Below are 23801 nucleotides of genomic sequence, written 5' to 3' on the forward strand. Positions count from 1 at the left end.
CCTAGCGGGAGCGCTTGGCGAGCCGTTCCACGTCCAGCAGGATCACGGCGCGTGCCTCCAGGCGGAGCCAGCCGCGCTGGGCGAAGTCCGCAAGGGCCTTGTTCACGGTCTCGCGCGAGGCGCCGACCAGCTGGGCCAGCTCCTCCTGCGTGAGGTCGTGGACGACGTGGATGCCTTCCTCGGACTGCACGCCGAAGCGGCGCGAGAGGTCCAGCAGGGCGCGGGCCACGCGGCCGGGGACGTCGGAGAAGACCAGGTCCGACATGGCGTCGTTGGTCTTGCGCAGCCGGCGGGCGACGGCGCGCAGCAGGGCGCCGGCCACCTCGGGGCGGGCGTTCAGCCAGGGCTGGAGGTCGCCGTGGCCGAGGCCGAGCAGCTTGACCTCGGTCAGCGCGGTCGCCGTGGCCGTACGGGGGCCCGGGTCGAACAGCGACAGCTCGCCGATCAGCTCACCGGGGCCGACGACGGCGAGCATGTTCTCGCGGCCGTCGGGGGAGGTGCGGTGCAGCTTGACCTTGCCCTCGGTGACGACGTACAGCCGGTCACCCGGGTCGCCCTCGTGGAACAGTGAGTCACCACGCGCGAGGGTCACCTCACTCATGGAGGCGCGGAGCTCCGCGGCCTGCTCGTCGTCGAGCGCCGCGAAGAGCGGGTTGCGCCGCAGAACGTCGTCCACGAGTTCTCTCCCTTGTCGACCTGCTCAGGGGATCTTGCTCCCCCGTGTACCAGGGGACCGTGCTCCCCATTTTGCCGGACGGTCCAAACAGTGTGATCTGTCACAAGGATGCCGCACAGGTGTGCCGGGGTAAGCGTCAGGGGTCCAATCGGGGGCCGATCTTCCGGGTCCGGGGCGGATGTCGGTGGCGGGCTCTAGGCTGGCCGGGTGTCCAAATCACCGGTGAGAGCACAGGCCAAGGGGGCATAGCGGGTGGTTGTACGTCGTGATTCCGCTGTGGGCGAACAGAGCTCCGGCGGTCGTAAGAAAACCGGAAAAACGGTCAAACCGGTCGCCGTGGCGGAGGCTGCCGAGAAACCGGTGAAGTCGGTGAAGCCGGTGAAGAAGGCCGCCGCGAAGGCTCCGGCGGCCGAGTCCCGCACGGCCCTGGTCCGCCGCGCCCGCCGCATCAACCGCGAGCTGGCCGAGGTGTACCCGTACGCCCACCCAGAGCTGGACTTCGAGAACCCCTTCCAGCTGCTCGTCGCCACGGTGCTGTCCGCCCAGACCACCGACCTGCGCGTCAACCAGACGACCCCGGCGCTCTTCGCCGCGTACCCGACCCCCGAGGACCTCGCCGCCGCGAACCCGGAGGAGGTCGAGGAGATCCTGCGCCCCTGCGGCTTCTTCCGGGCCAAGACCCGGTCGGTCATAGGCCTTTCCAAGGCCCTCGCCGAGGACTTCGGCGGCGAGGTGCCCGGACGGCTCGAAGACCTCGTCAAGCTGCCCGGAGTCGGCCGCAAGACCGCGTTCGTCGTGCTCGGCAACGCCTTCGGGCGGCCCGGGATCACCGTGGACACCCACTTCCAGCGGCTCGTACGGCGCTGGCGGTGGACCGAGGAGACCGACCCGGACAAGATCGAGGCCGCGGTCGGCGCGCTCTTCCCGAAGAGCGACTGGACGGACCTGTCCCACCATGTCATCTGGCACGGCCGCCGCATCTGCCACGCCCGCAAGCCCGCCTGCGGCGCCTGCCCGATCGCCCCGCTGTGCCCGGCCTACGGCGAGGGCGAGACCGATCCGGAGAAGGCGAAGAAGCTGCTGAAGTACGAGAAGGGCGGCTTCCCCGGCCAGCGCCTCAACCCTCCGCAGGCGTACCTCGACGCGGGCGGCCGGCCGGCCCCGCCGCTGGGGGCCGCGTGACGGAGCGATCCCGCCGCGGAGCGGGGGCGAACCCGCCGCGTGGCGGAACGATCTCGGTGCCCTCGGGCGTTGTACGGGCAGAGGCGAGGGGGCTGGGGCGATGACGACGGCCGGTGAGGCGCGGGGCGGTGCGGTGACGCTCAGCAAGGACGGGCTGCCGGACTGGCTGGCGCCGGTGGTGAAGGCGGCCGAGACGGTCGAGCCGCTCCAGCTGAGCCGCTTCCTGCCGCCGGAGAACGGCTCGGGGCGGCAGTCGGCCGTGCTGATCCTGTTCGGCGAGGGAGAGCGAGGGCCGGAGCTGCTGCTGATGGAGCGCTCCGGCTCACTGCGCTCGCACGCCGGGCAGCCGTCCTTCCCGGGCGGCGCGCTCGACCCCGAGGACGGTGATCCGCGCGCCGACGGGCCGCTCAGAGCCGCGCTGCGCGAGGCCGAGGAGGAGACCGGCCTGGACCCGTCCGGCGTCCAGCTCTTCGGCGTGCTGCCCGCGCTCTACATCCCGGTCAGCGGCTTCGTCGTCACGCCCGTGCTCGGCTGGTGGCGCGCGCCCAGCCCGGTCGGCGTCGTCGACCCGAACGAGACGGCACGGGTCTTCACGGTCCCCGTGGCGGATCTCACGGACCCCGCCAACCGCGCCACCGCCATCCACCCCAGCGGACACCGGGGCCCGGCATTCCTGGTCGAATCGGCCCTGGTGTGGGGTTTCACGGCCGGCGTGATCGACCGCCTGCTGCACTACGCGGGCTGGGAGCGCGCCTGGGACAGAGAGAAGCGGGTCCCGCTCGACTGGCGGTCATGACAGGGTGTCCCCCGTGAATGCGCTGGACATCCTGTTGCTGGTCGGGGCCGTGTGGTTCGCCGTCGTCGGTTACCGCCAGGGCTTCGTCGTCGGCATCCTGTCCGTGATCGGGTTCCTCGGCGGCGGTGTCGTCGCCGTGTACACGCTGCCCGTCATCTGGGACGCCGTGACCGACAAGGCGAACGTCGGCACCACCGCGGCCGTGGTCGCCGTGGTCGTCGTCATCGTCTGCGCCTCCGTCGGCCAGGCCCTGACCACCCACCTCGGCAACAAACTGCGCCGGCACATCACCTGGTCCCCGGCTCGCGCCCTGGACGCCACCGGCGGTGCCCTGGTCAACGTCGTCGCGTGGCTGCTGGTCGCCTGGCTGATCGGCTCCGCCCTCGCGGGTACGACGCTGCCGACGCTCGGCAAGGAGTTCCGTAGCTCCAAGGTGCTGCTCGGCGTCTCCCGGGCGCTGCCCGCGCAGGCGAACACCTGGTTCGCGGACTTCTCCTCCGTCCTCGCCCAGAACGGCTTCCCGCAGGTCTTCAGCCCGTTCGCCAACGAGCCGATCAACGACGTCCGGCCGCCCGACCCGGCCCTCGCCGGCAGCCCGGTCGCCACCCGCGCCCAGCGCTCCATCGTCAAGGTCACCGGCACCGCGCAGAGCTGCGGCAAGGTCCTGGAGGGCACCGGCTTCGTCTTCGCCGACCGCCGTGTCATGACCAACGCGCACGTGGTCGGCGGGGTCGACGCACCGACGGTGCAGATCGGCGGCGAGGGCCGCAAGTACGACGCCAAGGTCGTCCTGTACGACTGGAAGCGCGACATCGCGGTACTCGACGTACCGGACCTGAGGGCGAGCGCACTGCGGTTCTCCGGCCAGGAGGCGTCGGGCGGGGAGGGCGCGATCGTCGCGGGCTTCCCCGAGAACGGCTCGTACGACGTGCGCGCCGCGCGCGTGCGCGGGCGCATCACGGCCAACGGCCCGGACATCTACCACCGGGGCACGGTCAGCCGTGACGTCTACTCGCTGTACACGACCGTGCGCCAGGGCAACTCGGGCGGCCCGCTGCTCACCCCCGACGGCCGGGTGTACGGCGTGGTGTTCGCCAAGTCCCTCGACGACGCCGAGACCGGCTACGCCCTCACGGCGGACGAGATCCGCCCCGACGCCGACCGCGGTCGAACGGCGACCGAAGAGGTGGGAACGGACAGCTGCGCCCTGTGAGTCTCGGCGTGAGTCCCGGCGCGCCTCGGTGAGAGGTGCCCGACGGGTCAGCCGCGCGGGTGGCGAAGGCGTACCGAGACCCAGCGGGCCCGGCGGCGCAGGATGCGCGGGATCCCTACGCGCAGGTCCGCTTCCGCGAGTTGCGGAGTGCCTCGCTGAGGCGTGCTCGGACCGGCGGCCGAGCGGCGGTTGCGGGGTGCGTCACTGTCGTGCGTCCAGCCCATACCCCGACGTGTGCCCCGCCAGAAGGTCGATAACCGCCTCCGCGCCCCCCAATTGGCCTATGCGGCAGGCATGTGGCCGTTCGAGGGACAAGTGTTCAGGAACCGGATACTGCGCGCATCGGACCTGTCACCCTACGGTCAATGGCGGACCGTCACCGGTATACCGTCACCGGGCGGGCCGCGGTCTTCACCGGTCGGGCTCTGGATCCTTCAGCCAGTTGACGAGTTCCGTGGAGAAGGCCGCCGGGTCCTCCTCGTGGGGGAAGTGGCCGAGACCGTCGAACAGCCGCCAGCGGTACGGGGCTTCGACGTATTCGCCGGAGCCGGCCGAGCTGCGGGTGCGGGTCACCGGGTCGAGTGAGCCGTGCAGATGCAGGGTGGGCACCCGAACGGGTCGTTTCATCCGGCGGTTGAACTGGATGCCGTCCGGGCGGGCCAGCGAGCGGACCAGCCAGCGGTACGGCTCGATCGAGCAGTGCGCGGTCGACGGGATGCACATCGCCCGCCGGTACGTCTCCACCGCCTCGTCCTCCGGCGGGCGCGGACCGGACCACTCCCGGATCAGCTGCCCCACCAGTTCGCCGTCGTTCGCGGTGAGTTGACGCTCCGGGATCCACGGCCGCTGGAAACCCCAGATGTAGGAGCCGGCGGCCGTCTGCCGGACGTCGCGCAGCATCGCCGCGCGCCAGCGCCGCGGATGCGGCATCGACACCACGGCCAGCCGGCGCACGAGCTTGGGCCGCATCGCCGCCGCCGTCCACGCCAGATAGCCGCCCAGGTCGTGGCCGACCAGCGCCGCGTCCGGCTCGCCGAGCGAGCGGATCACGCCGGTGACGTCCAGCGCCAGGTTGGCGGGATCGTACCCGCGGGGCGTGCGGTCGCTGCCGCCGATGCCCCGCAGGTCCATCGCCACCGCGCGGTAGCCGGCGTCCGCGAGTGCCACCAGCTGGTGCCGCCACGTCCACCAGAACTGCGGGAAGCCGTGCAGCAGCAGCACCAGCGGGCCGTCGCCGAGTTCGGCGATGTGGAAGCGCGCGCCGTTGGCGGCGACGTCCCGGTGACTCCAGGGACCGTCGATCCGTACGGCGGAAGGGGCGGGGTCGGTCATGACGACGAGCGTGCCACAGCTTCGATGGCGGCGGGGGTACGGTCCTCGGGCAGCTCGGCGCGCGGGTGCGGCTTGGCGTTCTGCAGGACGCTCGCCGTCTCCTTGACCGAGGCGGCCACCTTCTGCGGGCCCCGGCTCCTCTTGGCCTTCTTCGCGAACACCAGGCCGATGAGCCCGAGCAGGACGGCGACGAGCACGTTGGCCGCGAAGGACAGCACGAAGCAGATCGCCAGGTTCCAATGGCTCCAGGTCCGGATGCCGTAGGCCAGGGCGAAGTTGAGCATCGGCAGGGAGAACAGCAGCACCATGCCCGCCATCGAGAAGGCACCGCCGCTGACCGCGCCGCGCTTCACGTCCTGCTTCAGCTGGGCCTTGGCCAGCGCGATCTCGTCGTGCACCAGCGCCGACATCTCGGCCGTCGCCGAGGCGAACAACTGGCCGACGCTGCGTTCGGCGCCGACCGGGCTGCCGTCGGGTGCGCTCATCGCGTTCTCCCTCAAAGGTCTGACGTGCCGCAGGCGTCGGGCCGGTCCGCCGCCCCGCTCGTGCGGCCGTCCGGCCCGGCCGTCCTGCTGTGTGGCCGTCTTGTTTTGTACCGTCTCGTCAGATCATGCCGGACGGTCGTCCTCCTCGCCTGCCCCGCCCGCCACTTCCGCAAGCCCACGGCGGGCCGCGGCGGCCCGCTCGGCGGCGATGCGCCGGTGTTCGGCGGCCTTGCGCTCGTGGATCTCGGCCATGCGCAGGTGGTACGCAGGATCGTCCTGCTCGTACACGTCCGGGATGCCGTCCAGGTCGTCGTCGCGCTCCTCCTCCGCGCACAGCCTGCGGTACTTGGCGTTCCGTATCTTCAGCAGCACCGTCGCACACACCGCCGCGATCAGCGATCCGGTGAGGACGGCGGCCTTCACCTCGTCGGTGAGGACGGCGTCACCGGTGAAGGCGAGTTCGCCGATGAGCAGCGAGACGGTGAAGCCTATTCCGGCGAGCGAGGCCACCGCGAAGACGTCGGCCCAGGCGAGGTCGTCGCTGAGCGAGGCGCGGGTGAAGCGGGCGGTCAGCCAGGTGCCGCCGAAGATGCCGAGCGTCTTGCCGATGACGAGCCCGAGCACCACGCCGAGCGTCTCCGGCCTGGTGAACACGTCCCGCAGCGCCCCGCCGGAGACCATCACTCCGGCGCTGAACAGCGCGAACACCGGTACGGCGAGCCCTGCCGACAGGGGCCGCACCAGGTGTTCGATGTGCTCGCCGGGCGAGTACTCCTCGCCTTCGCGGGTGGTGCAGCGCAGCATCAGTCCCATCGCCACACCGGCGATGGTGGCGTGCACGCCGCTGTTGTACATCAGCCCCCAGATCACCAGCGCGAGCGGCACGTACACGTACCAGCCGCGCACGCCCTTGCGCAGCAGCAGCCAGAAGACCACCAGTCCGGCGACGGCACCGCCGAGGGCGGCGAAGTTCAGCCGGTCCGTGAAGAAGATCGCGATGATCATGATCGCGAAGAGGTCGTCGACGACCGCGAGGGTGAGCAGGAAGGCGCGCAGGGCGCTGGGCAGGGAGGTGCCGATGACCGCGAGGACGGCGAGCGCGAAGGCGATGTCGGTGGCGGTGGGCACCGCCCAGCCCTGGGTCGAGCCGTGTCCGGTGAGGTTGGTGAGGGTGTAGACGAGCGCCGGTACGGCCATGCCGCACAGCGCGGCGACCACGGGCAGCGCGGCCGCCCTCGGGTCGCGTAGGTCCCCGGCGACCAGTTCGCGCTTCAGCTCGATGCCGGCGACGAAGAAGAACACCGCGAGCAGGCCGTCGGCGGCCCAGTGGGCCACGGAGAGGTTCAGGCCGAGCGTGCCGGGGCCCAGGTGGAAGTCGCTGACGGCTTCGTAGCCGGGGCGCAGGGCGGGGATGTTCGCCCAGACCAGGGCCGCGACGGCGGCGGTCAGCAGCAGGATGCCGCCGACGGTCTCGGTGCGCAGCGCGTCCGCGACGAAGGACCGCTCGGGCAGGGACAGGCGTCCGAGGACCTTGCGGGGGTGGGTGCGGGCGCGGGGCGCGGTCACGGCGGGACCTCCGGTGGGTAGGCAGGACGGCTCACTTCGCCGACCAGACTTCCCGGCACACCTGTGTCGCGCTCTTGGCGCTTTACTTAGCTTACCTAAGATTGTCTGTTTGTCCAAGAGGCGAGGGACGCGGTCCGGTACCGGTGAACCTCACGCTGAACGCCGAAGGGGCACCCGGCGGGTCGGCCGGGTGCCCCTTCGCGGGACGGCGCGGATCGGTCCTCGGACCGTGCGGGTCAGTCCTCGCTGGGCGCTGCCGGCAGCTTGGTCTGGATGAGGTCCATCACCGACGAGTCCGTCAGCGTCGTGACGTCTCCGAGCTGGCGGTTCTCGGCGACGTCACGCAGCAGGCGGCGCATGATCTTGCCGGAGCGGGTCTTCGGCAGCTCGGCCACCGGAAGGATCCGCTTGGGCTTGGCGATCGGGCCGAGCGTGGCGCCCACGTGGTCGCGCAGCGCGCCGATGAGCGTGTCGTCCTCCGAGGCCGTGCCGCGCAGGATGACGAAGGCGACGATGGCCTGGCCGGTGGTCTCGTCGGCGGCGCCGACGACGGCCGCCTCCGCGACGGAGGGGTGCGAGACGAGGGCCGACTCCACCTCGGTGGTGGAGATGTTGTGGCCGGACACGAGCATGACGTCGTCGACCCGGCCCAGCAGCCAGATGTCGCCGTCGTCGTCCTTCTTCGCGCCGTCGCCGGCGAAGTACTTGCCCTCGAATCGGGACCAGTAGGTGTCGATGAACCGCTGGTCGTCGCCCCAGATGGTGCGCAGCATCGACGGCCACGGCTCGGTCAGCACCAGGTAGCCACCGCCGCCGTTGGGCACCTCGTGCGCCTCGTCGTCGACGACGGTCGCGCTGATGCCGGGCAGCGGGGTCTGCGCGGAGCCGGGCTTGGCCTCGGTGACACCGGGCAGCGGCGAGATCATCATCGCGCCGGTCTCGGTCTGCCACCAGGTGTCCACGACGGGGGTCTTGTCGGCGCCGATGTTCTTCCGGTACCAGACCCATGCCTCGGGGTTGATGGGCTCGCCCACCGAGCCGAGGATGCGCAGGCTGCTGAGGTCGAACTTCGCGGGGATGTCGTCGCCCCACTTCATGAACGTCCGGATCGCCGTCGGGGCGGTGTAGAGGATCGTGACGCCGTACTTCTGCACGATCTCCCAGAACCGGCCCTGGTGCGGCGTGTCCGGGGTGCCTTCGTACATGACCTGTGTCGCGCCGTTGGCCAGCGGGCCGTAGACGATGTACGAGTGCCCGGTGACCCAGCCGACGTCGGCCGTGCACCAGAACACGTCCGTCTCGGGCTTGAGGTCGAAGACCGCGTGGTGGGTGTACGCCACCTGGGTGAGGTAGCCGCCGGAGGTGTGCAGGATGCCCTTCGGCTTACCCGTCGTCCCCGAGGTGTAGAGGATGAACAGCGGGTGCTCGGCCTCGAACGCCTCCGGGGTGTGCTCTGCGGACTGCCGGCCGACGAGGTCGTCCCACCAGACGTCCCGCGTGTCGTCCCAGGCCACGTCCTGGCCGGTACGGCGCACCACCAGCACGTGCTCGACGTTGTCGACCTTGCCGATCGCCTCGTCCACGGCGGGCTTGAGCGCGGAGGGCTTGCCGCGCCGGTAGCCGCCGTCGGAGGTGATGACGACCTTGGCGTCGGCGTCCTGGATGCGCGTCGCGAGCGCGTCGGCCGAGAAGCCGCCGAAGACGACCGAGTGCGCGGCGCCGATACGGGCCGAGGCCAGCATCGCGATCGCGGTCTCCGGGATCATCGGCATGTAGATCGCGACCCGGTCGCCCTTGCGGACGCCCAGCTCCAGCAGGGCGTTGGCCGCCCTGGAGACCTCGTCCTTCAGCTCCGCGTAGGTGATCGAGCGGCTGTCGCCGGGCTCACCCTCGAAGTGGATGGCGACACGGTCGCCGAGTCCGGCCTCGACGTGGCGGTCCACGCAATTGTAGGCGACGTTCAGCTCGCCGTCCTTGAACCACTTCGCGAACGGAGGGTTCGACCAGTCCAGCGTCTCGGTCGGTTCCTTGGCCCAGGTCAGCCGACGGGCCTGCTCGGCCCAGAAGCCGAGCCTGTCAGCCTTGGCCTGTTCGTACGCCTCCGCGGTGACGTTGGCGTGCGCGGCCAGGTCGGCGGGCGGCGCGAACCTGCGTTCTTCCTTGAGCAGGTTGGCCAGGCTTTCGTTGCTCACGACATTTCCCTTTCGAAGGGTGTCTTTTGTGTCCCAGCCCACAGCTCATCAGACACGGGGGGCCGGTGACAAGGGTCGTCGCCAAAATTGGTGTAGACCTATCGGCAAACTATGGGCTCACACAGCACCATGGGCCTCCTCTCCTGCGAGGACGTCCCCTCCGACGCCCTCGAACACCCGGTCATCTTCCGCTGCCGCCAGCAGATATGCCCGTGCCTCGGCCACGTGGAAGTACATCCCGTGCAACTCCAGCCCGCCTCCGGCCAGCGCCCGCGCCACCGGCCCGTGCGCCCGCGGGTGCTCCAACTGCTGGACCACGTTGACCAGACACAGCTGCTCCACCTCGTCCAGGCGTCCACGGCATCCACCGTGGACCGGCCGGTCAGCCGGGGCCGGGTCCAGCGGTCCTCCCGGGCCATCCGCGCGAGACTGGGCAGCCCGTGCCGGAGCCGGCGGCGCAGGGGAGTGGCCAGGGCCTCGGCGCCGGCTCCCGTCCCGGCCCCCGCCGCCGCGGAATCGCCGCTCCCACCCCCGCACTTGCCGGACAGCAGTGCCTGCATCGCCCCGCATCCCGAGTGACCGCACACGGTGACGGAACGCACCCCGAGCACGTCCACCGCGTACTCGATGGCCGCCGCCACCGAGTCGTCGCCGTGCTCCTCGCCCGGCGGCGGCACCAGGTTGCCGACGTTGCGGACGACGAACAGGTCGCCGGGACCGCTGGCGGTGATCATCGATGTGACGAGCCGGGAGTCGGCACAGGTCAGGAAGAGCTGTGCGGGCCGCTGGCCGTCCCGGGCGAGCCGCGCCAGCTCCGCCCGCACCAGCGGCGCCGTGTGACGCTGGAACGAACTGATGCCATGCGCGAGTTCCCTTCCCACCGCCACTTCTCCTGCCGTCTCCTGTCCCGTCGGAGAGGTCGGAGTGCCCGTGACGCAGTCCTGGTGATCACGCCACGGCGTCCAGGGCCGGCATCGGCAGAGCGCGGACCGGGCCGAGCCGGTGCCGGATCCGACGGTCCGGATTCCGTCGCCTCGGCCCAACTCCACGGTGGTGTCGACGCCTTGAGGTCTGCGCTGAGCGGCCCTGCCGAGTCGGGACACCGTCCGGATGCCGACGGCCGTCACCAGGGCGGCGGCCACCACGAGGGGCACGGCCGAGAAGGCGACATCCGGCCAGGCCGGTAGCAGGGCGAGCGCGAGCAGGCCGTGCGATGTGTACGGGTGCTGGGTGTGAGGGGGCGTGCAGGTCGGCATGGTCCCGTCTCCTCCGGGGCGGCGTGGTCGCGGTCTGGGGCGGGATGGAGCACTTTTGGTAAATAAATAGTAACGCAACGTAAAGAGCAGGTATAGCTTTACGGGGCGAATGCCCTATTGAATCCCTCAAATGGGCGAATTAATCATTTGATCGGCTTGTCGTACTAATTCCCTCTCAGTCCCGTGCGAGGTTGGCGGCGCTGTCGGTGCAAGCCCGGCAGATCGCCAGAGAACGGCCTCGTCAGCGTTTACCTGAGAGAAGGAAGAAGGTGGGCGGAACCATGACCGCCACCCAGAGGATCGCCGTCGGCGTCGTGGTCGCCGCGGCCTCTGCCTCGTCACTCGCCGGTTGCGCGACCGGCTCCCACGGTTCGAAGGAAGGGGCGCCCGGCCCGCAGAAGGCGGCGCCGCCACCCCGGAGCATCGCCCGGCTGATCGGCGACGGATCCACCGCGTACACCGGTGCGCAGCCGCATCTGCCCAGGCCTGAGCGGCTGAGGCCGGGTCAGAAGCCGCCCCAGTTCGTCGTCTTCTCCTGGGACGGCGCCGGCGAGGACAGCCAGAAGCTGTTCTCGCACTTTCGCACGGTCGCCAAGGAGAACCACGCGACCATGACCTTCTTCCTCAGCGGCGTGTACATGCTGCCGAAGTCCAAGCGCGACCTCTACAAACCCCCGCAGCACTCCCCGGGCCGCTCCGACATCGGCTTCAACGACCAGACGGGGATCGCCGACACCGTCAAGCAGGCGCGGCTGGCCTGGCTGGAGGGCAATGAGATCGGCACCCACTTCAACGGCCACTTCTGCGGGCCCGACGGCGGCGTCGGCACCTGGTCGGTGGACGAGTGGAAGAGCGAGATCGCCCAGGCCAAACAGTTCGTGAAGACGTGGAAGACCAACACCGGCATGAAGAACGCGGCTTCGCTGCCCTTCGACTACGACAAGGAGCTGATCGGCGCCCGCACCCCCTGCCTCGAGGGGCAGAAGAACTTCACGGAGGCGGCCCGCCAGCTGGGCTTCCGCTACGACTCCAGCGGGGTCGACAACCAGGTCTGGCCCAAGAAGAAGGACGGCCTGTGGGACCTGTCCATGCAACTGGTCCCCTTCCCCGGCCACACCTTCGAGCAGTTGACCATGGACTACAACTTCATGGTCAACCAGTCCGGCACCCAGACCCAAGGCGACCCCGACAAGTTCGACTACTGGGGCGACCAGATGCGCGACGGCCTCGTCAAGGGCTTCTACCGGGCCTACGACGGAAACCGGGCCCCGCTGATCATCGGCAACCACTTCGAGTCCTGGAACGGCGGCACGTACATGCGCGCCGTCGAGGACACGGTGAAGGAGGTGTGCAACAAGCCAGACGTACGCTGTGTCTCCTTCCATCAGCTGGTCGACTGGCTGGACGCACAGGACCCGAAGACCCTGGAGAAGCTGCGCACCCTGGCGGTGGGCGAGGCGCCCCGCCAGGGCTGGGCCTCCTTCCTCGTCGGCCGTCCCGCTCCGGCGCCCAAGGGCGTGCCCGGGGCGCCGGCGGACAGGCAGTAGGCGGCAGGCGGGAGTTGCCGGCCGGGCGCTGTCAGGCGGGAGCCGTCACGCCCGCACCGGCGCTCTCGCCGAGCACGAAACCGGGGTCGACCTGCGCGGCCAGGTCGGCTCCCGTGCGTTCGTTGCCCCACGCCTCGGCGTTCTTCAGGTGGAAGTGCGCCATCTGGCGCGTGTAGCGCTCCCAGTCCCGCAGTTCGTACGTGGCGTCCACGGTGTCCTTGAGGGTGCGCAAGGCACGGGAGCAGGCCTCCTCCAGGAGATCGAACCGGGGCGGTCGTCCCTTCTCCATGGCGCGCACCCAGTCCGAGCGCCCGACCGTGACGAGCAGGTCGTCCCCGACCTCCGCGCGCAGGAAGTCGATGTCGTCCTGTTCCTGGATCTTGTTGCCGACGACCTTCAGGGCGACGCCGAAGTCGCGGGCGTACTCCTTGTACTGGCGGTAGACGGAGACCCCCTTCCGGGTCGGCTCGGCGACGAGGAACGTCATGTCGAAGCGGGTGAACATGCCGGAGGCGAAGGAGTCCGAACCGGCTGTCATGTCGACCACGACGTACTCGTCGGGGCCGTCGACGAGGTGGTTCAGGAACAGCTCCACCGCTCCCGTCTTGGAGTGGTAGCAGGCGACCCCCAGGTCGGCGTCCGTGAAGGGGCCCGTGACCATCAAACGGACGGCGCCGCCGTCGAGTTCCACCGGGCGCGCGCAGGCGTCGTAGATCGGGTTCGGCTCGCTCACCCGGACCAGGCGCGAGCCCTCGCCGGGCGGGGTCGTCTTGATCATCGTGGCGGCGGAGGGGATGCGCGGGTTGGCGCCGCGCAGATGGTCCTTGATCAGCGGCAGGCGCTCGCCCATGGCGGGCAGCGCGGCCGCCTCCGCCTCGTCGAGTCCGAGTGCGGGACCGAGGTGCTGGTTGATGTCCGCGTCGATGGCGACCACCGGGGCACCGGCGGCCGCGAGGTGGCGGATGAAGAGGGAGGAGAGCGTGGTCTTGCCACTGCCGCCCTTCCCGACGAAAGCAATTTTCATGTTCACCAACGGTAGTCAGGTGATAGCTGTATGTGGCAGCCTGAGTGAAGAAGACCACTCCTTCGAGGGGTGGGGCGCTGTGGTGCGTAGTGTCGTACTCATGAGTACGACAGGCGCGACCGCCGATCCTCCCCCGAGCTCTCGAAAGAGCTCGAACAGCGGGGACCCCCTTGCGGCCCTGGGCTCGCTGCCCGGCGTGGCCGAGTCCGTGGAGTCCGTGCGCAAGGCCGTGGACCGGGTCTACGGCCACCGGATCATGCGGCGCCGCAGCACCGAGATCACCGCCGAGGCGGCCCTGCGCGGCGCCCGCGGCTCCGCCGCGCTCTCCGGCGCCGACTGGGCTCTGGAGGAGGTGCGCCGGCGCACCGACTTCAGCGGCGATGCCGAGGCGCGCGTGATGGGCGCGGCCCTGCGGCTGTCGGCCGAGGCGGGGCAGTTGCTGTCCATCTGGCGGCAGTCGCCGCTGCGGGTGCTGGCCCGCCTGCACCTGGTGGCCGCGGCGAGCAGCGGCGACGAGGTGGGCCGGCCGCGCCTGGCGGGCGAGGCGGTGGACGAGCCGCTGATCGAGCTGCCGCTGCCGGACGCCGGGGAGGTCTCCGGCCGGCTGGAGGGGCTCGCGGACCTGATCATCGCCGGGACGTCCGCGCCCGCGCTGGTCACGGCCGCCGTGGTGCACGGCGAACTGCTCGCGCTGCGCCCCTTCGTGTCGCACAACGGTCTGGTCGCGCGCGCGGCCGAGCGGATCGTCCTGATCGGCAGCGGCCTGGACCCGAAGGCGATCTGCCCGGCCGAGGTCGGATACGCCGAACTGGGCCGCGCCTCCTACCTGGCGGCCCTCGACGGCTACGTCTCTGGTACCCCCGAGGGTATGGCGGCGTGGATCGCCCACTGCGGCAGGGCGGTCGAGCTCGGTGTGCGCGAGTCGACGGCGGTGTGCGAGGCGCTCCAGCGCGGCGCGGCCTGAGGCGGCGTCCCGGGCGCGAGGAGTGCGGAAGAGGGGCCGGACAGGGTTGCGGCGGTACGAATTCTCGTACCGCCGCTGGCATGCTCACCCGGTTACCAAGCGTCCTCGATATGTGCCCATCAGGTCGGGGACTTTGCCCGCCACCTGGTGCGGCTGGCCCGTAATCGACGGGTCGACGTCGCGTGGGTGCCCGATGTTCATGCGGAGGTCCGTGGGGCCAAGTGCGTAGTGAAAGGTGATCCTCTCGGATGTCCTTTGGTCTCGCGGGCCTAGGTTCTTTCTACCGCGAGCCCGGAAGAAGCGGAACCCCTGCCTGCACTTCTTTACTTTCAGGTTCAAACAGGGGTGAAACGGGCGAAGTTCAGGCCGTGCTGCGGCGTCGGCTGGCATACCAGACGAGGCCGGCGGTCGCCGCCGCCGCTCCGACGGCCGCCGCCGCGACAAGCGCGGGGCGGGGCGGGACGGAGAGCGAGGGCAGCCGCTTCTTGAGCGGGACCGGCCGGCGGAACTCCAGGACCGGCCACCCGCGCGCGAGTGCCTCGCGGCGCAGCGCGCGGTCCGGGTTGACCGCGTGCGCGTGTCCGACCGCCCGGAGCATCGGCAGGTCGGTCGCCGAGTCGCTGTAGGCGTAGCAGCGGTCGAGGTCGTAGCCCTCGGACGCGGCCAGCTCGCGGACCGCCTCGGCCTTGGTCGGGCCGTAGGCGTAGTACTCCACCTCGCCGGTGAAGCAGCCGTCCTCGCCGACGACCATGCGCGTGGCCACCACCCGGTCGGCGCCCAGCAGTTCACCGATCGGTTCGACCACCTCGGCGCCCGAGGTCGACACGATGACCACGTCCCGGCCGGCCGTGTGGTGCTCCTCGATGAGGGAGGCGGCCTCGTCGTAGATGATCGGGTCGATCAGGTCGTGCAGGGTCTCGGCGACGATCTCCCGCACCTGCTGCACGTTCCAGCCGCGGCACATCGCGGACAGGTACTCGCGCATGCGCTCCATCTGGTCGTGATCCAGGCCGCCGGCCAGGAAGACGAACTGGGCATATGCGGTACGCAGCGCGGCCCTGCGGTTGATCAGTCCGCCTTGGTAGAAGGACTTGCTGAAGGTGAGCGTGCTCGACTTCGCAATGACCGTCTTGTCCAGGTCAAAGAAGGCTGCTGCGCGGGGCGAGGAGTGGTTTTCCACGCCCCTGAGCATAGGCGCCCACCATTCGGCGTAAGGTGGGGCGCGTGGGTTTGCCTGAGAAGGCTCTCGGGTACACCATGGAAGTCACGGATCGTTCGCGACCGTGCTAACCCGGTCCGGCTCCTCCCCCCCCGAGTCGGCCGTGGGGACGACCCCCGCTCTCCCCCCCGGCGGGGGTCGTCGCATGTCCGGACGCGTTTTCGTCCACCTCCCCCTTCGTTCTGCGACCGCACGGCGGCTCTCGCGCCGCTGCGGCCGTCGCGTCCGCATGCCCATGATTCGTCACGCACGGTAATCGTGACACTGCTCTGTGGAAGTCGCACAGGGATCAGCACGGGCGTCACCGGTATGGGTGATGGAGATATTCACAGGCCCTGAGTTGTCCACAGTTTTCCACCAAGATCCACATTATTTCGCGGATCGCTGCACCGTGATTCCAGCGCGCTGCGGCCGTGTCGAGTTCATGGCCGGATCCGATTGTCGGAGCGCGTATGGCCGGATTCCGTCGGCCGTTCATATGGGGGGCCGCTTGTCGGTTCTCCGCATCTTTGGGAATCGCGGGGCCGCAGGGGCTGCGCGGCCCATGCAGCGAAGGGGGAACACCCGTGACCGGAACCGTCACCCACGACCCACCGCCCGGTGCGCCGGGCCGGCCGCTCATCGTCACCGAGGACGCCGAACTTCTGGACGACCTGCTGCGCCTGTGCGCGGCCGCCGGGGCCACACCCGAGGTCCATCACGGGGTGCCGGACCACGGCGACGGCTGGGAGACGGCCCCGCTCGTCCTGGTCGGTGACGACGCGGCCCGGCGGGTCGGCGGGGCCGCGCGCCGACGCGGAGTGGTCCTGGTCGGCCGGGACCAGGACGACTCGGGGGTGTGGAAACGCGCCGTGCAGATCGGCGCCGACCACGTCCTGATGCTGCCCGACGGCGAGCAGTGGCTGGTCGACCGCATCGCCGACGTCGCCGAGGGCGTCGGCCGCCCCGCCCTCACCGTCGGGGTGATCGGCGGCCGGGGCGGGGCCGGCGCCTCCACGCTCGCGTGCGCCCTCGCCGTCACCTCCGCGCGCGAGGGCCTGCGCACCCTCCTGGTGGACGCCGATCCGCTCGGCGGCGGACTCGACGTCCTCCTCGGCGGGGAGAGCGCCGAGGGGCTGCGCTGGCCGGCCTTCGCCGCCTCGCGCGGCCGGGTCGGTGGCGGCGCGCTGGAGGAGTCCCTGCCGGAACTGCACGCGCTGCGCGTGCTCAGCTGGGACCGCGGCGACTGCGTGGCCGTTCCGCACCAGGCGGTGCGCGCGGTGCTCGCCGCTGCCCGGCGACGCGGCGGCACGGTCGTGGTCGATCTGCCCCGCCGCCTCGACGACGGCGTCGCCGAAGCCCTCGCCCAGCTCGATCTGGCCCTGCTCGTCGTCCCCGCCGACCTGCGGGCGGTCGCGGCCGCCGGGCGGGTGGCGTCTGCCGTCGGCATGGTCGTCCGCGACGTGCGCGTGGCGGTCCGCGGGCCGTACGCGCCGGGCCTGGACGGCCGTGAGGTGGCCCGGCTGCTCGGCCTGCCACTGGCCGGCGAGGTCCCGGTCGAGCCGGCGCTGCTGCGCCCCCAGAGCGGTGCGAAACCGCCCGGCGCCACCGGCCGCGGCCCGCTCGCCCGCTTCTGCACGGCCTTCTGGGAACGCGCGCTGGTCGAGGCGGGAGGCGCCCGATGACACTTCCCGGACTCGCCCGGGCCGACGGCGCCGACCTGCTCGACGGCGTCCGGCGCTGGCTCGCCGAGAGCGGCGGCGAACCCACTCCCGCGCGCGTGGCCCAGGCCCTGCGTGAACAGGGCCGCGTGCTCGGCGACGCCGAAGTCCTCGGCGCTGCCGCGCACCTCAGGAGCGAACTGGTCGGCAGCGGCCCGCTGGAGCCCCTGCTCGCCGACCCGGACGTCACCGACGTCCTGGTCTGCGCCCCGGACCGGGTCTGGGTCGACCGCGGCCGCGGCCTGGAGCTGACCTCGGTGACGTTCTCCGACCCCGCGGCGGTACGACGCCTCGCGCAGCGGCTGGCCGCCGTTGCCGGACGGCGCCTGGACGACGCCCGGCCGTGGGCCGACGCCCGGCTGCCCGACGGCACCCGGCTGCACGCGGTGCTGCCCCCGGTCGCCGTCGGCTGCACCTGCCTGTCCCTGCGGGTCGTACGGCCCCGGGCGTTCACCCTGGAGGAACTGGTCGCGGCCGGCACGGTGCCGCCCGGCGGCGACCGGATCCTGCGGGCGCTGCTCGCGGCCCGGCTGTCCTTCCTGATCAGCGGCGGCACCGGCTGCGGCAAGACGACCCTGCTCAGTGCCCTGCTGGGCCTGGTCGGAGCCGGCGAACGCATCGTCCTCGCCGAGGACTCGGCCGAGCTGCGGCCGGACCACCCGCACGTCGTGCGGCTGGAGACCCGGCCCGCCAACCAGGAGGGCGCCGGACTGGTCACCCTGGAGGACCTCGTCCGGCAGGCGCTGCGGATGCGGCCCGACCGGCTGGTCGTCGGCGAGGTGCGCGGCCCCGAGGTCGTCCATCTGCTCGCGGCCCTCAACACCGGTCATGAAGGCGGCTGTTGCACGGCTCACGCCAACGCCGCAGCGGACGTCCCGGCCCGGCTGGAGGCGCTGGCCACGGCCGCCGGGCTCGACCGGGCCGCGCTGCACAGTCAGCTGGCGGCCGCGCTCTCCGTGGTCCTGCACCTCGTACGGGACCGGTCCGGGCGGCGCCGGATCGCCGAGGTGCACGTGCTGGAGCGGGACGGTGCGGGCCTGGTGCGGACGGTTCCCGCGCTGCGCTGGGGCGAGCGGGCGTTCGTCCGCGAACGGGGCTGGGGGCGGCTGCGGCAACTGCTCGGCACGGCAGGTGGGTTCGAGGGCGGCCTCGGAGACGAGCGAGAGGCGCACCGGTGAGGGAGGCGACGGAAGTGATCGGTGGGGTCGTAGGAATCGCTGGGAGCGGTGGGAACGGTGGGAACGGTGGCTTCGGCGGGCTCGGCGGGCTGTCCGGGATGCACATGGGCGCGGCGCTGGCCTGCCTCGCCGCGCTGGTGTGGCTGCTGGGCGGGCGGCATTACGGGATGCGGCGGGCGCGGCTGCTGCTCGCGGGCGGCGGAGTCGTGCCGACCGGGCCGCCCTCGTGGGACCGGCTGAGCGCGGAACTGCGACGGCTGGGCGGCGGGTTGGGGGCCGAGTGGTGGGCGCTCGCGGCCGGGCTGCTGCTGGCGGTGCTGGGCGCCTCGCCGATCCCGGTCGTCGCGGGGGCGGCCGGGGTGCCGGTGCTGCGCCGGGTGCGGCGGGCGCGGCAGGCCGGGCGCGAGCGTGAGCGACGGGCCGACGCGGTGATCGCCCTGTGCGGCTCCCTCGCCGGGGAGGTGCGTGCCGGACGGCAGCCGGGCGAGGCGCTGCCGCGGGCGGCGCGGGACACCGGAGGGCTCGGCGACGCGCAGGCGGCCGTGGTCGCGGCGGCGCGGTTCGGCGGGGACGTGCCCGGCGCGCTCGCCACGGCGGCCCTGCAGCCGGGTGCCGAGGGACTGCTGGGGCTGGCCGCGTGCTGGCGGGTGGCGGTGGACCAGGGCGCGGGACTCGCGGTCGGCCTGGACCGGCTGGACGCGGCTCTGCGCGCCGAGCGGGACCAACGCGCCGACCTGCGCGCGCAGTTGTCGGGCGCCCGGGCGACCGCCGTACTGCTCGCCGCGCTCCCCGTCCTCGGCCTGCTCCTCGGCACGGCCATGGGCGCCGACCCGCTCCACGTCCTGCTCCACACCGGCGCGGGACTGGGCTGCCTGACGGTCGGCGCGGCCTTCGAGGCGGCGGGGACGGCGTGGGCGGTCCGGATCGTGCGGGGAGCGGAGGCGATGTGAGCGGGAGCGGTGCACGGGCGGGAGCCCGGCGGTGCGGGCGGCGGCGAGTGGCAGCGGCGCGAGGGCACGGGACTGGCGAGACGGACGGGTCAGGCGGGACGGGCGGCGCAGTGAAGCCGCGGAGAGACGAGGGGAACGGGCGGTATGGGCGCGGAAGTTGTCCACAGGTTGGGGATGGCCGTGGTCGCGGTGCTGAGCCTCGGGTGGGCGGTCCGGCGGCTGGAGCTGGTGCGGCGGCGGCGCCGGTCGCGGCGCCGGGCGGCCGAGCTGCTGGGGCTGGACGTGCCGGCGCCGAGGCGGTCCTTCGAGGTCGCGGGCGCGCTGCGGCGGTGGCTGCCGCCGGCCGGGGTCGGGTGCGGCGCGTGGGTGCTGGTCGGCGGCCTGCCCGGCGCCGCCCTGGGGCTGGCCGTCGGTGCGGGGCTGTGGCGGTGGCACGGCCGGCGGGCGGCGGCCGGCCGGGCGGAGTCGGCGGACGGCGCCGAGGCCGCCCGCCGACTCCCGCTCGCCGCCGATCTGCTGGCCGCCTGCATCGCGGCCGGCGCCGGTCCGGTGATCGCCGCCCAGGCGGTGGGAGAGGCGCTCGGCGGGCCCGTCGGGCAGGCGCTGGCGCGGGGCGCGGCGGAGGTCCGGCTCGGTGGTGAACCGGCCGACGCGTGGCGCCGGCTGGCCGCGCTGCCCGGCGCGGCGGCGCTGGCCCGGCTGCTGGCGCGGGCCGACGAGTCCGGACTGCCGGCGGCCGCCCCGGCCGCGCGCCTCGCCTCGGACGCCCGCGCGGAGTGGGCCCGCGGGGCCACCGCCCGGGCCAGACGCGCCGCCGTACTGATCTCGGCGCCCGTGGGCCTGTGCTTCCTGCCCGCCTTCATCGCCGTCGGCGTGCTCCCCGTGGTGATCGGACTCGCGGGCAGCGTGCGGGGAGGGAGGTGAGGCGTGCGGGCGTGAACGGGAGCGAGTGGGCGTGCATGAACACAAAACACCTGAATCTCACGGAGGTTGGAATGAACAGGAAGATCAAGGAAGTCGTGGTACGGCTGCGGGGCAGGTGCCGCAAGGACGCCGGCATGGTCACGTCGGAGTACGCGATGGGGATCCTGGCGGCCGTCGGGTTCGCGGTGCTGCTCTACGAGGTCGTCACCAGCGGCCAGGTCCGGGCCGAGCTCCAGTCGATCGTGAAGAAGGCCCTCAGTGCGCAGATGTGAGCGAGGGGCGGACCGGGGGTTCGTGACGGCTGAGGCGGCCGTGGTGCTCTGTGTGCTGGTGGCGTTCACGATGGCGCTGGTCTGGGGGCTGCTCGTGGTGGCGGCGCAGATCCAGTGCGTGGACGCGGCCCGCACGGGCGCCCGGGCCGCCGCCCGGCAGGACCCGGCCGACGCGGTGGTGACGGTGACCCGGGAGGCAGCACCGCGCGGGGCACGCGTGAGCGTGGAGCACGTGGGCGACCAGGTCCGGGTGACGGTGACGGCCAGCCCCCCGGTGCTCGGCGGGCTGCCCTTCGAGGTCCGCGAGCAGGCCGTGGCGCTGGCCGAGGAGACGGTGGGAGCGCGGGAGGAGGGGCGATGAGAAAGGAAGCCGGGCGAACCGGCGGCCCTGCCTGCGGATGGCGGGGGAGGGGCTGCCCGGAAGGCCGGCCCTGCTTGGGCCGGGACCGGGGGTCCGCCACCGTGTGGAGCCTCGGGGTGATCACCCTGCTGTGCGTGGTGTTCGGCGCCGTGCTCGCGCTGGGGCAGGCTGTGGTCGTCCGGCATCGCGCGGCGGGCGGTGCCGATCTGGCCGCGCTCGCGGCGGCGGACCACTGGGACGAGGGCGGGGCGGCGGCCTGCGCCCGGGCCGGGCGGGTGGCGACGGCCCAGGGGGTACGGCTGGTGCGGTGCGCGATCGTGGGCGAGACCTCGGACGTGACGGCGGCCTCGGGAAGAGGCCCGTTCGCGGCGGAGGTCAGGTCGAGAGCGGGCCCTGCGGGGCCGCTGCCGGCTCCTGCGCCCCCGCCTCTGCCCCCGCCGCTGCCTCCGCGGGCTTCTCTTCCGGCGCCCCCCGCAACAGCACCGTGAGGAGCCGGACCGCTCCCCGCTTGTGCAACGGGTCGTTGCCGTTGCCGCACTTGGGGGACTGGATGCAGGACGGGCAGCCGGCCTCGCACTCGCAGGCGGCGATGGCCTCGCGGGTGGCGGAGAGCCAGGTGCGGGCGGTGTGGAAGGCGCGCTCGGCGAAGCCCGCACCGCCGGGATGGCCGTCGTAGACGAAGACCGTCGGAAGGAGGGTGTCGGGGTGGAGGGGCACGGAGACGCCCCCGATGTCCCAGCGGTCGCAGGTCGCGAACAGAGGCAGCAGGCCGATGGAGGCGTGCTCGGCGGCGTGCAGGGCGCCGCCGAGGATCTCCGGGGTGATCCGGGCCTCGTCCAGCTGGTCGTCGGTGACCGTCCACCACACCGCGCGCGTGCGCAGCGTACGAGGAGGGAGGTCGAGTTTGGTCTCACCGAGCACGTCGCCGGTGATCAGGCGTCTGCGGAGGAAGGAGACCACCTGGTTGGTGACCTCGACCGAGCCGTAGCAGAGGCGGCCGGCGCCCCAGGGGATCTCGGTGTCCGTCTCCAGGACGGAGATCGAGGTGGTGTCGCGGGCGACCGTGGAGTACGGCGGGTCGGCCTGCTCGACCAGGGCCACCGAGTCCTCCAGGTCCAGACGCCGCACCAGGTAGGTGCGGCCCTGGTGGAGGTGGACGGCGCCCTCGTGGACCGTGGAGTGCGCGGCACCCGCGTCGACCGTGCCCAGCAGGCGGCCGGTGCCCTCCTCCACGACCTGCACCGGGCTGCCGCCCGCGCCGCGGATGTCGGTCAGGTCGGCGGCGCGCTCCCGGCGGGTCCAGTGCCAGGCCCTGGTGCGCCTGCGCAGCAGCTTCGCGGCCTCCAGCTGGGGCAGCACGTCCGCGCAGGCGGGGCCGAAGAGGTCCAGGTCCTGCTCGGTCAGCGGGAGTTCCGCCGCGGCGGCACACAGGTGCGGGGCGAGGACGTAGGGGTTGTCAGGGTCCAGGACCGTCGATTCCACCGGTTGGTCGAACAGGGCCTCCGGATGGTGGACCAGGAACGTGTCCAGTGGGTCGTCGCGGGCGACCAGCACGGCGAGCGCGCCCTGCCCGGAGCGGCCCGCGCGGCCCGCCTGCTGCCACAGGGACGCGCGCGTGCCCGGATAGCCGGCGATCACCACGGCGTCCAGGCCGGAGACGTCCACGCCCAGCTCCAGGGCGGTCGTGGCGGCGAGGCCGAGGAGGTCGCCGGAGTGCAGGGCGCGTTCCAGGGCGCGCCGCTCCTCGGGGAGGTAGCCGCCGCGGTAGGCGGCAACCCGCCGGACCAGGGAGCGGTCGACCTCGGCCAGCCGTTCCCGGGCGATCACGGAGATCAGTTCGGCGCCGCGCCGGGACCGTATGAAGGCGACCGAGCGCACGCCCTGCACGGTCAGGTCGGTCAGCAGGTCGGCGGTCTCGGCGGTGGCGGTGCGCCGGACCGGGGCGCCCTTCTCGCCGTGCAGCTCGGTGAGCGGGGGCTCCCACAGGGCGAAGACGACCTCCCCGCGCGGAGAGGCGTCGTCGGCGACCTCGACCACCGGCAGACCGGTCAGCCGGCGGGCGGCGACGGACGGCTCGGCGGCGGTCGCCGAGGCCAGCAGGAAGACGGGCGACGCGCCGTAGCGGGCGCAGAGCCGGCGCAGACGGCGCAGCACCTGGGCGACGTGCGAGCCGAAGACGCCGCGGTAGGTGTGGCACTCGTCGACGACGACGTACTTGAGCGCCTTCAGGAAGGAGGACCAGCGCGGGTGGGACGGGAGTATCCCGCGGTGCAGCATGTCGGGGTTGGTGAGGACGTAGTTGGCGTACTGGCGGATCCACTCCCGTTGCTCGACCGGGGTGTCGCCGTCGTACACGGCGGGGCGCACGGCGTTGCCAAGGGGTTGTGAAAGTTCCTTCACCGATCGGCACTGGTCCGCCGCGAGTGCCTTGGTGGGCGACAGGTACAGCGCGGTGGCCCCGCGCCCGTTCGGCGCCCCGGAACCGTCCAGAAGGGTCGACAGGACGGGCACGAGGTACGCGAGGGACTTGCCGGAGGCGGTGCCGGTGGAGACGACCACCGAATCGCCGTCCAGGGCGTGCTCGGCGGCCAGCGCCTGATGCGCCCACGGATGCTCGATCCCGGCCGCCTGCACGGCCGCGATCACTTCCGACCGAATCTGGTCAGGCCAGACGGCATGGCGACCCGCGCGCGGGGGCAAGTGCTCCGTATGAGTGATGCGCGCGGACCGGCTCGGCCCGGAGGCGAGCCGGTCCAGGACCACGCCCGGAGACGGGCGGGACGCCGGGTCCGCCGGGGATCGATCGGATCGGAGATTCTTGGCCATTGGCACCGAGTGTGTCACTGGCGTGACGGACAATGGAGCCAAGGCGTCGTGCACGCCTGCCGGTAAGTGATTGAATGCCATCGCGGCTGGCGAAGCGTCCCGGGGGCCGCAAGCCAAGGTGCCCGAGGGGCGACCGCT

The 23801-nt window shown here is 72.3% G+C and carries 20 protein-coding genes and 1 pseudogene; 12 read left to right on the forward strand and 9 right to left on the reverse strand.

The features are described 5' to 3' along the window. Position 1: 1 nt before the first annotated feature. Entirely contained in the window at positions 2 to 676 is a 675-nt protein-coding gene (locus tag BIV23_RS27185) for a Crp/Fnr family transcriptional regulator (RefSeq protein WP_014674022.1), read from the reverse strand. A 336-nt stretch (positions 677 to 1012) separates the two neighbouring features. On the opposite strand from BIV23_RS27185, the gene nth reads away from it, so the two are divergent. The 3 genes from nth to BIV23_RS27200 all read left to right on the forward strand — a co-directional run bounded on the left by nth (position 1013) and on the right by BIV23_RS27200 (position 3867). Next, positions 1013 to 1858: an endonuclease III gene (nth, locus tag BIV23_RS27190; protein ID WP_425443531.1), complete on the forward strand. Its 846-nt coding sequence runs from the start codon at positions 1013 to 1015 to the stop codon at positions 1856 to 1858. Positions 1859 to 1958: 100 nt separating this feature from the next. Further along, a complete protein-coding gene (locus tag BIV23_RS27195; protein WP_071383607.1) occupies positions 1959 to 2654 on the forward strand; it encodes an NUDIX hydrolase in 696 nt (231 codons plus the stop codon). Positions 2655 to 2667: 13 nt separating this feature from the next. After that, positions 2668 to 3867: a MarP family serine protease gene (locus BIV23_RS27200; RefSeq protein WP_071383608.1), complete on the forward strand. Its 1200-nt coding sequence runs from the start codon at positions 2668 to 2670 to the stop codon at positions 3865 to 3867. Positions 3868 to 4278: 411 nt separating this feature from the next. Here the strand turns inward: BIV23_RS27200 and BIV23_RS27205 are convergent, their stop codons facing one another. The 5 genes and pseudogenes from BIV23_RS27205 to BIV23_RS27225 all read right to left on the reverse strand — a co-directional run. Then, complete coding sequence (locus BIV23_RS27205) at positions 4279 to 5199, reverse strand: alpha/beta fold hydrolase (RefSeq protein ID WP_071383609.1); 921 nt, start codon at positions 5197 to 5199, stop codon at positions 4279 to 4281. After that, the gene (locus BIV23_RS27210) at positions 5196 to 5684 is read right to left on the reverse strand and encodes a phage holin family protein (protein ID WP_071383610.1); all 489 of its coding nucleotides are present in this window, start codon (positions 5682 to 5684) and stop codon (positions 5196 to 5198) included. The genes BIV23_RS27205 and BIV23_RS27210 overlap by 4 nt, the downstream gene beginning before the upstream one ends. A 123-nt stretch (positions 5685 to 5807) precedes the next feature. Beyond that, positions 5808 to 7250, reverse strand: a complete 1443-nt coding sequence (gene nhaA, locus BIV23_RS27215) for a Na+/H+ antiporter NhaA (RefSeq protein ID WP_071383611.1) — start codon at positions 7248 to 7250, stop codon at positions 5808 to 5810. 236 nt (positions 7251 to 7486) lie between these two features. Beyond that, complete coding sequence (gene acs / locus BIV23_RS27220; protein ID WP_071383612.1) at positions 7487 to 9442, reverse strand: acetate--CoA ligase; 1956 nt, start codon at positions 9440 to 9442, stop codon at positions 7487 to 7489. Between the two features lie 117 nt (positions 9443 to 9559). Next, positions 9560 to 10521: pseudogene (locus BIV23_RS27225) on the reverse strand (carbonic anhydrase); the annotation flags it as partial. A gap of 458 nt (positions 10522 to 10979) precedes the next feature. Between BIV23_RS27225 and BIV23_RS27230 the strand changes: the two are divergent. Beyond that, positions 10980 to 12245, forward strand: coding sequence for a polysaccharide deacetylase family protein (locus BIV23_RS27230; RefSeq protein ID WP_071383614.1), 1266 nt, complete (start codon positions 10980 to 10982; stop codon positions 12243 to 12245). 31 nt (positions 12246 to 12276) lie between these two features. Here BIV23_RS27230 and BIV23_RS27235 read toward each other — a convergent pair whose 3' ends face one another. Beyond that, positions 12277 to 13269, reverse strand: a complete 993-nt coding sequence (locus BIV23_RS27235) for an ATP-binding protein (protein WP_177240046.1) — start codon at positions 13267 to 13269, stop codon at positions 12277 to 12279. 100 nt (positions 13270 to 13369) lie between these two features. On the opposite strand from BIV23_RS27235, the gene BIV23_RS27240 reads away from it, so the two are divergent. Further along, a complete protein-coding gene (locus tag BIV23_RS27240) occupies positions 13370 to 14233 on the forward strand; it encodes a Fic family protein (protein WP_071383616.1) in 864 nt (287 codons plus the stop codon). 361 nt (positions 14234 to 14594) lie between these two features. Here the strand turns inward: BIV23_RS27240 and BIV23_RS27245 are convergent, their stop codons facing one another. Then, positions 14595 to 15425, reverse strand: coding sequence for an HAD family hydrolase (locus tag BIV23_RS27245; RefSeq protein WP_071383617.1), 831 nt, complete (start codon positions 15423 to 15425; stop codon positions 14595 to 14597). 593 nt (positions 15426 to 16018) lie between these two features. On the opposite strand from BIV23_RS27245, the gene ssd reads away from it, so the two are divergent. From ssd to BIV23_RS46845, 7 genes are all read left to right on the forward strand, one after another. Continuing rightward, complete coding sequence (gene ssd / locus BIV23_RS27250) at positions 16019 to 17116, forward strand: septum site-determining protein Ssd (RefSeq protein WP_071383618.1); 1098 nt, start codon at positions 16019 to 16021, stop codon at positions 17114 to 17116. After that, the gene (locus BIV23_RS27255) at positions 17113 to 18330 is read left to right on the forward strand and encodes a TadA family conjugal transfer-associated ATPase (RefSeq protein WP_071383619.1); all 1218 of its coding nucleotides are present in this window, start codon (positions 17113 to 17115) and stop codon (positions 18328 to 18330) included. Before ssd ends, BIV23_RS27255 begins: the two co-directional genes overlap by 4 nt. 104 nt (positions 18331 to 18434) lie before the next feature. Next, positions 18435 to 19280 (forward strand): type II secretion system F family protein, encoded by an 846-nt coding sequence (locus tag BIV23_RS27260; protein ID WP_107471273.1) that lies wholly within the window; start codon positions 18435 to 18437, stop codon positions 19278 to 19280. 144 nt (positions 19281 to 19424) lie between these two features. Continuing rightward, positions 19425 to 20204 (forward strand): type II secretion system F family protein, encoded by a 780-nt coding sequence (locus BIV23_RS27265; protein WP_079173398.1) that lies wholly within the window; start codon positions 19425 to 19427, stop codon positions 20202 to 20204. 71 nt (positions 20205 to 20275) lie between these two features. After that, a complete protein-coding gene (locus BIV23_RS27270) occupies positions 20276 to 20476 on the forward strand; it encodes a DUF4244 domain-containing protein (RefSeq protein ID WP_071383621.1) in 201 nt (66 codons plus the stop codon). Further along, a complete protein-coding gene (locus BIV23_RS27275; RefSeq protein WP_245790662.1) occupies positions 20463 to 20837 on the forward strand; it encodes a TadE family type IV pilus minor pilin in 375 nt (124 codons plus the stop codon). The genes BIV23_RS27270 and BIV23_RS27275 overlap by 14 nt, the downstream gene beginning before the upstream one ends. Continuing rightward, the gene (locus tag BIV23_RS46845; protein ID WP_079173399.1) at positions 20834 to 21325 is read left to right on the forward strand and encodes an Rv3654c family TadE-like protein; all 492 of its coding nucleotides are present in this window, start codon (positions 20834 to 20836) and stop codon (positions 21323 to 21325) included. The genes BIV23_RS27275 and BIV23_RS46845 overlap by 4 nt, the downstream gene beginning before the upstream one ends. Here the strand turns inward: BIV23_RS46845 and BIV23_RS27280 are convergent. Continuing rightward, positions 21213 to 23744, reverse strand: a complete 2532-nt coding sequence (locus tag BIV23_RS27280; protein WP_079173400.1) for a DEAD/DEAH box helicase — start codon at positions 23742 to 23744, stop codon at positions 21213 to 21215. The genes BIV23_RS46845 and BIV23_RS27280 overlap by 113 nt on opposite strands. Between the last annotated feature and the right edge of the window lie 57 nt (positions 23745 to 23801).

This window comes from Streptomyces monashensis (assembly GCF_001866665.1).
In the GTDB taxonomy this organism is placed as follows: domain Bacteria; phylum Actinomycetota; class Actinomycetes; order Streptomycetales; family Streptomycetaceae; genus Streptomyces; species Streptomyces monashensis.

Excerpts from the sequence above, each read along its gene's own strand:
- BIV23_RS27280 (WP_079173400.1), bottom strand. The coding sequence starts at position 23,744 with ATGGCATTCAATCACTTACCGGCAGGCGTGCACGACGCCTTGGCTCCA.
- BIV23_RS27205 (WP_071383609.1), bottom strand. The coding sequence starts at position 5,199 with ATGACCGACCCCGCCCCTTCCGCCGTACGGATCGACGGTCCCTGGAGT.
- BIV23_RS46845 (WP_079173399.1), top strand. The coding sequence starts at position 20,834 with ATGAGAAAGGAAGCCGGGCGAACCGGCGGCCCTGCCTGCGGATGGCGG.
- BIV23_RS27210 (WP_071383610.1), bottom strand. The coding sequence starts at position 5,684 with ATGAGCGCACCCGACGGCAGCCCGGTCGGCGCCGAACGCAGCGTCGGC.
- BIV23_RS27260 (WP_107471273.1), top strand. The coding sequence starts at position 18,435 with ATGGGCGCGGCGCTGGCCTGCCTCGCCGCGCTGGTGTGGCTGCTGGGC.
- BIV23_RS27270 (WP_071383621.1), top strand. The coding sequence starts at position 20,276 with ATGAACAGGAAGATCAAGGAAGTCGTGGTACGGCTGCGGGGCAGGTGC.
- BIV23_RS27240 (WP_071383616.1), top strand. The coding sequence starts at position 13,370 with ATGAGTACGACAGGCGCGACCGCCGATCCTCCCCCGAGCTCTCGAAAG.
- BIV23_RS27255 (WP_071383619.1), top strand. The coding sequence starts at position 17,113 with ATGACACTTCCCGGACTCGCCCGGGCCGACGGCGCCGACCTGCTCGAC.
- BIV23_RS27265 (WP_079173398.1), top strand. The coding sequence starts at position 19,425 with ATGGGCGCGGAAGTTGTCCACAGGTTGGGGATGGCCGTGGTCGCGGTG.
- BIV23_RS27230 (WP_071383614.1), top strand. The coding sequence starts at position 10,980 with ATGACCGCCACCCAGAGGATCGCCGTCGGCGTCGTGGTCGCCGCGGCC.
- BIV23_RS27245 (WP_071383617.1), bottom strand. The coding sequence starts at position 15,425 with ATGCTCAGGGGCGTGGAAAACCACTCCTCGCCCCGCGCAGCAGCCTTC.
- BIV23_RS27235 (WP_177240046.1), bottom strand. The coding sequence starts at position 13,269 with ATGAAAATTGCTTTCGTCGGGAAGGGCGGCAGTGGCAAGACCACGCTC.
- BIV23_RS27195 (WP_071383607.1), top strand. The coding sequence starts at position 1,959 with ATGACGACGGCCGGTGAGGCGCGGGGCGGTGCGGTGACGCTCAGCAAG.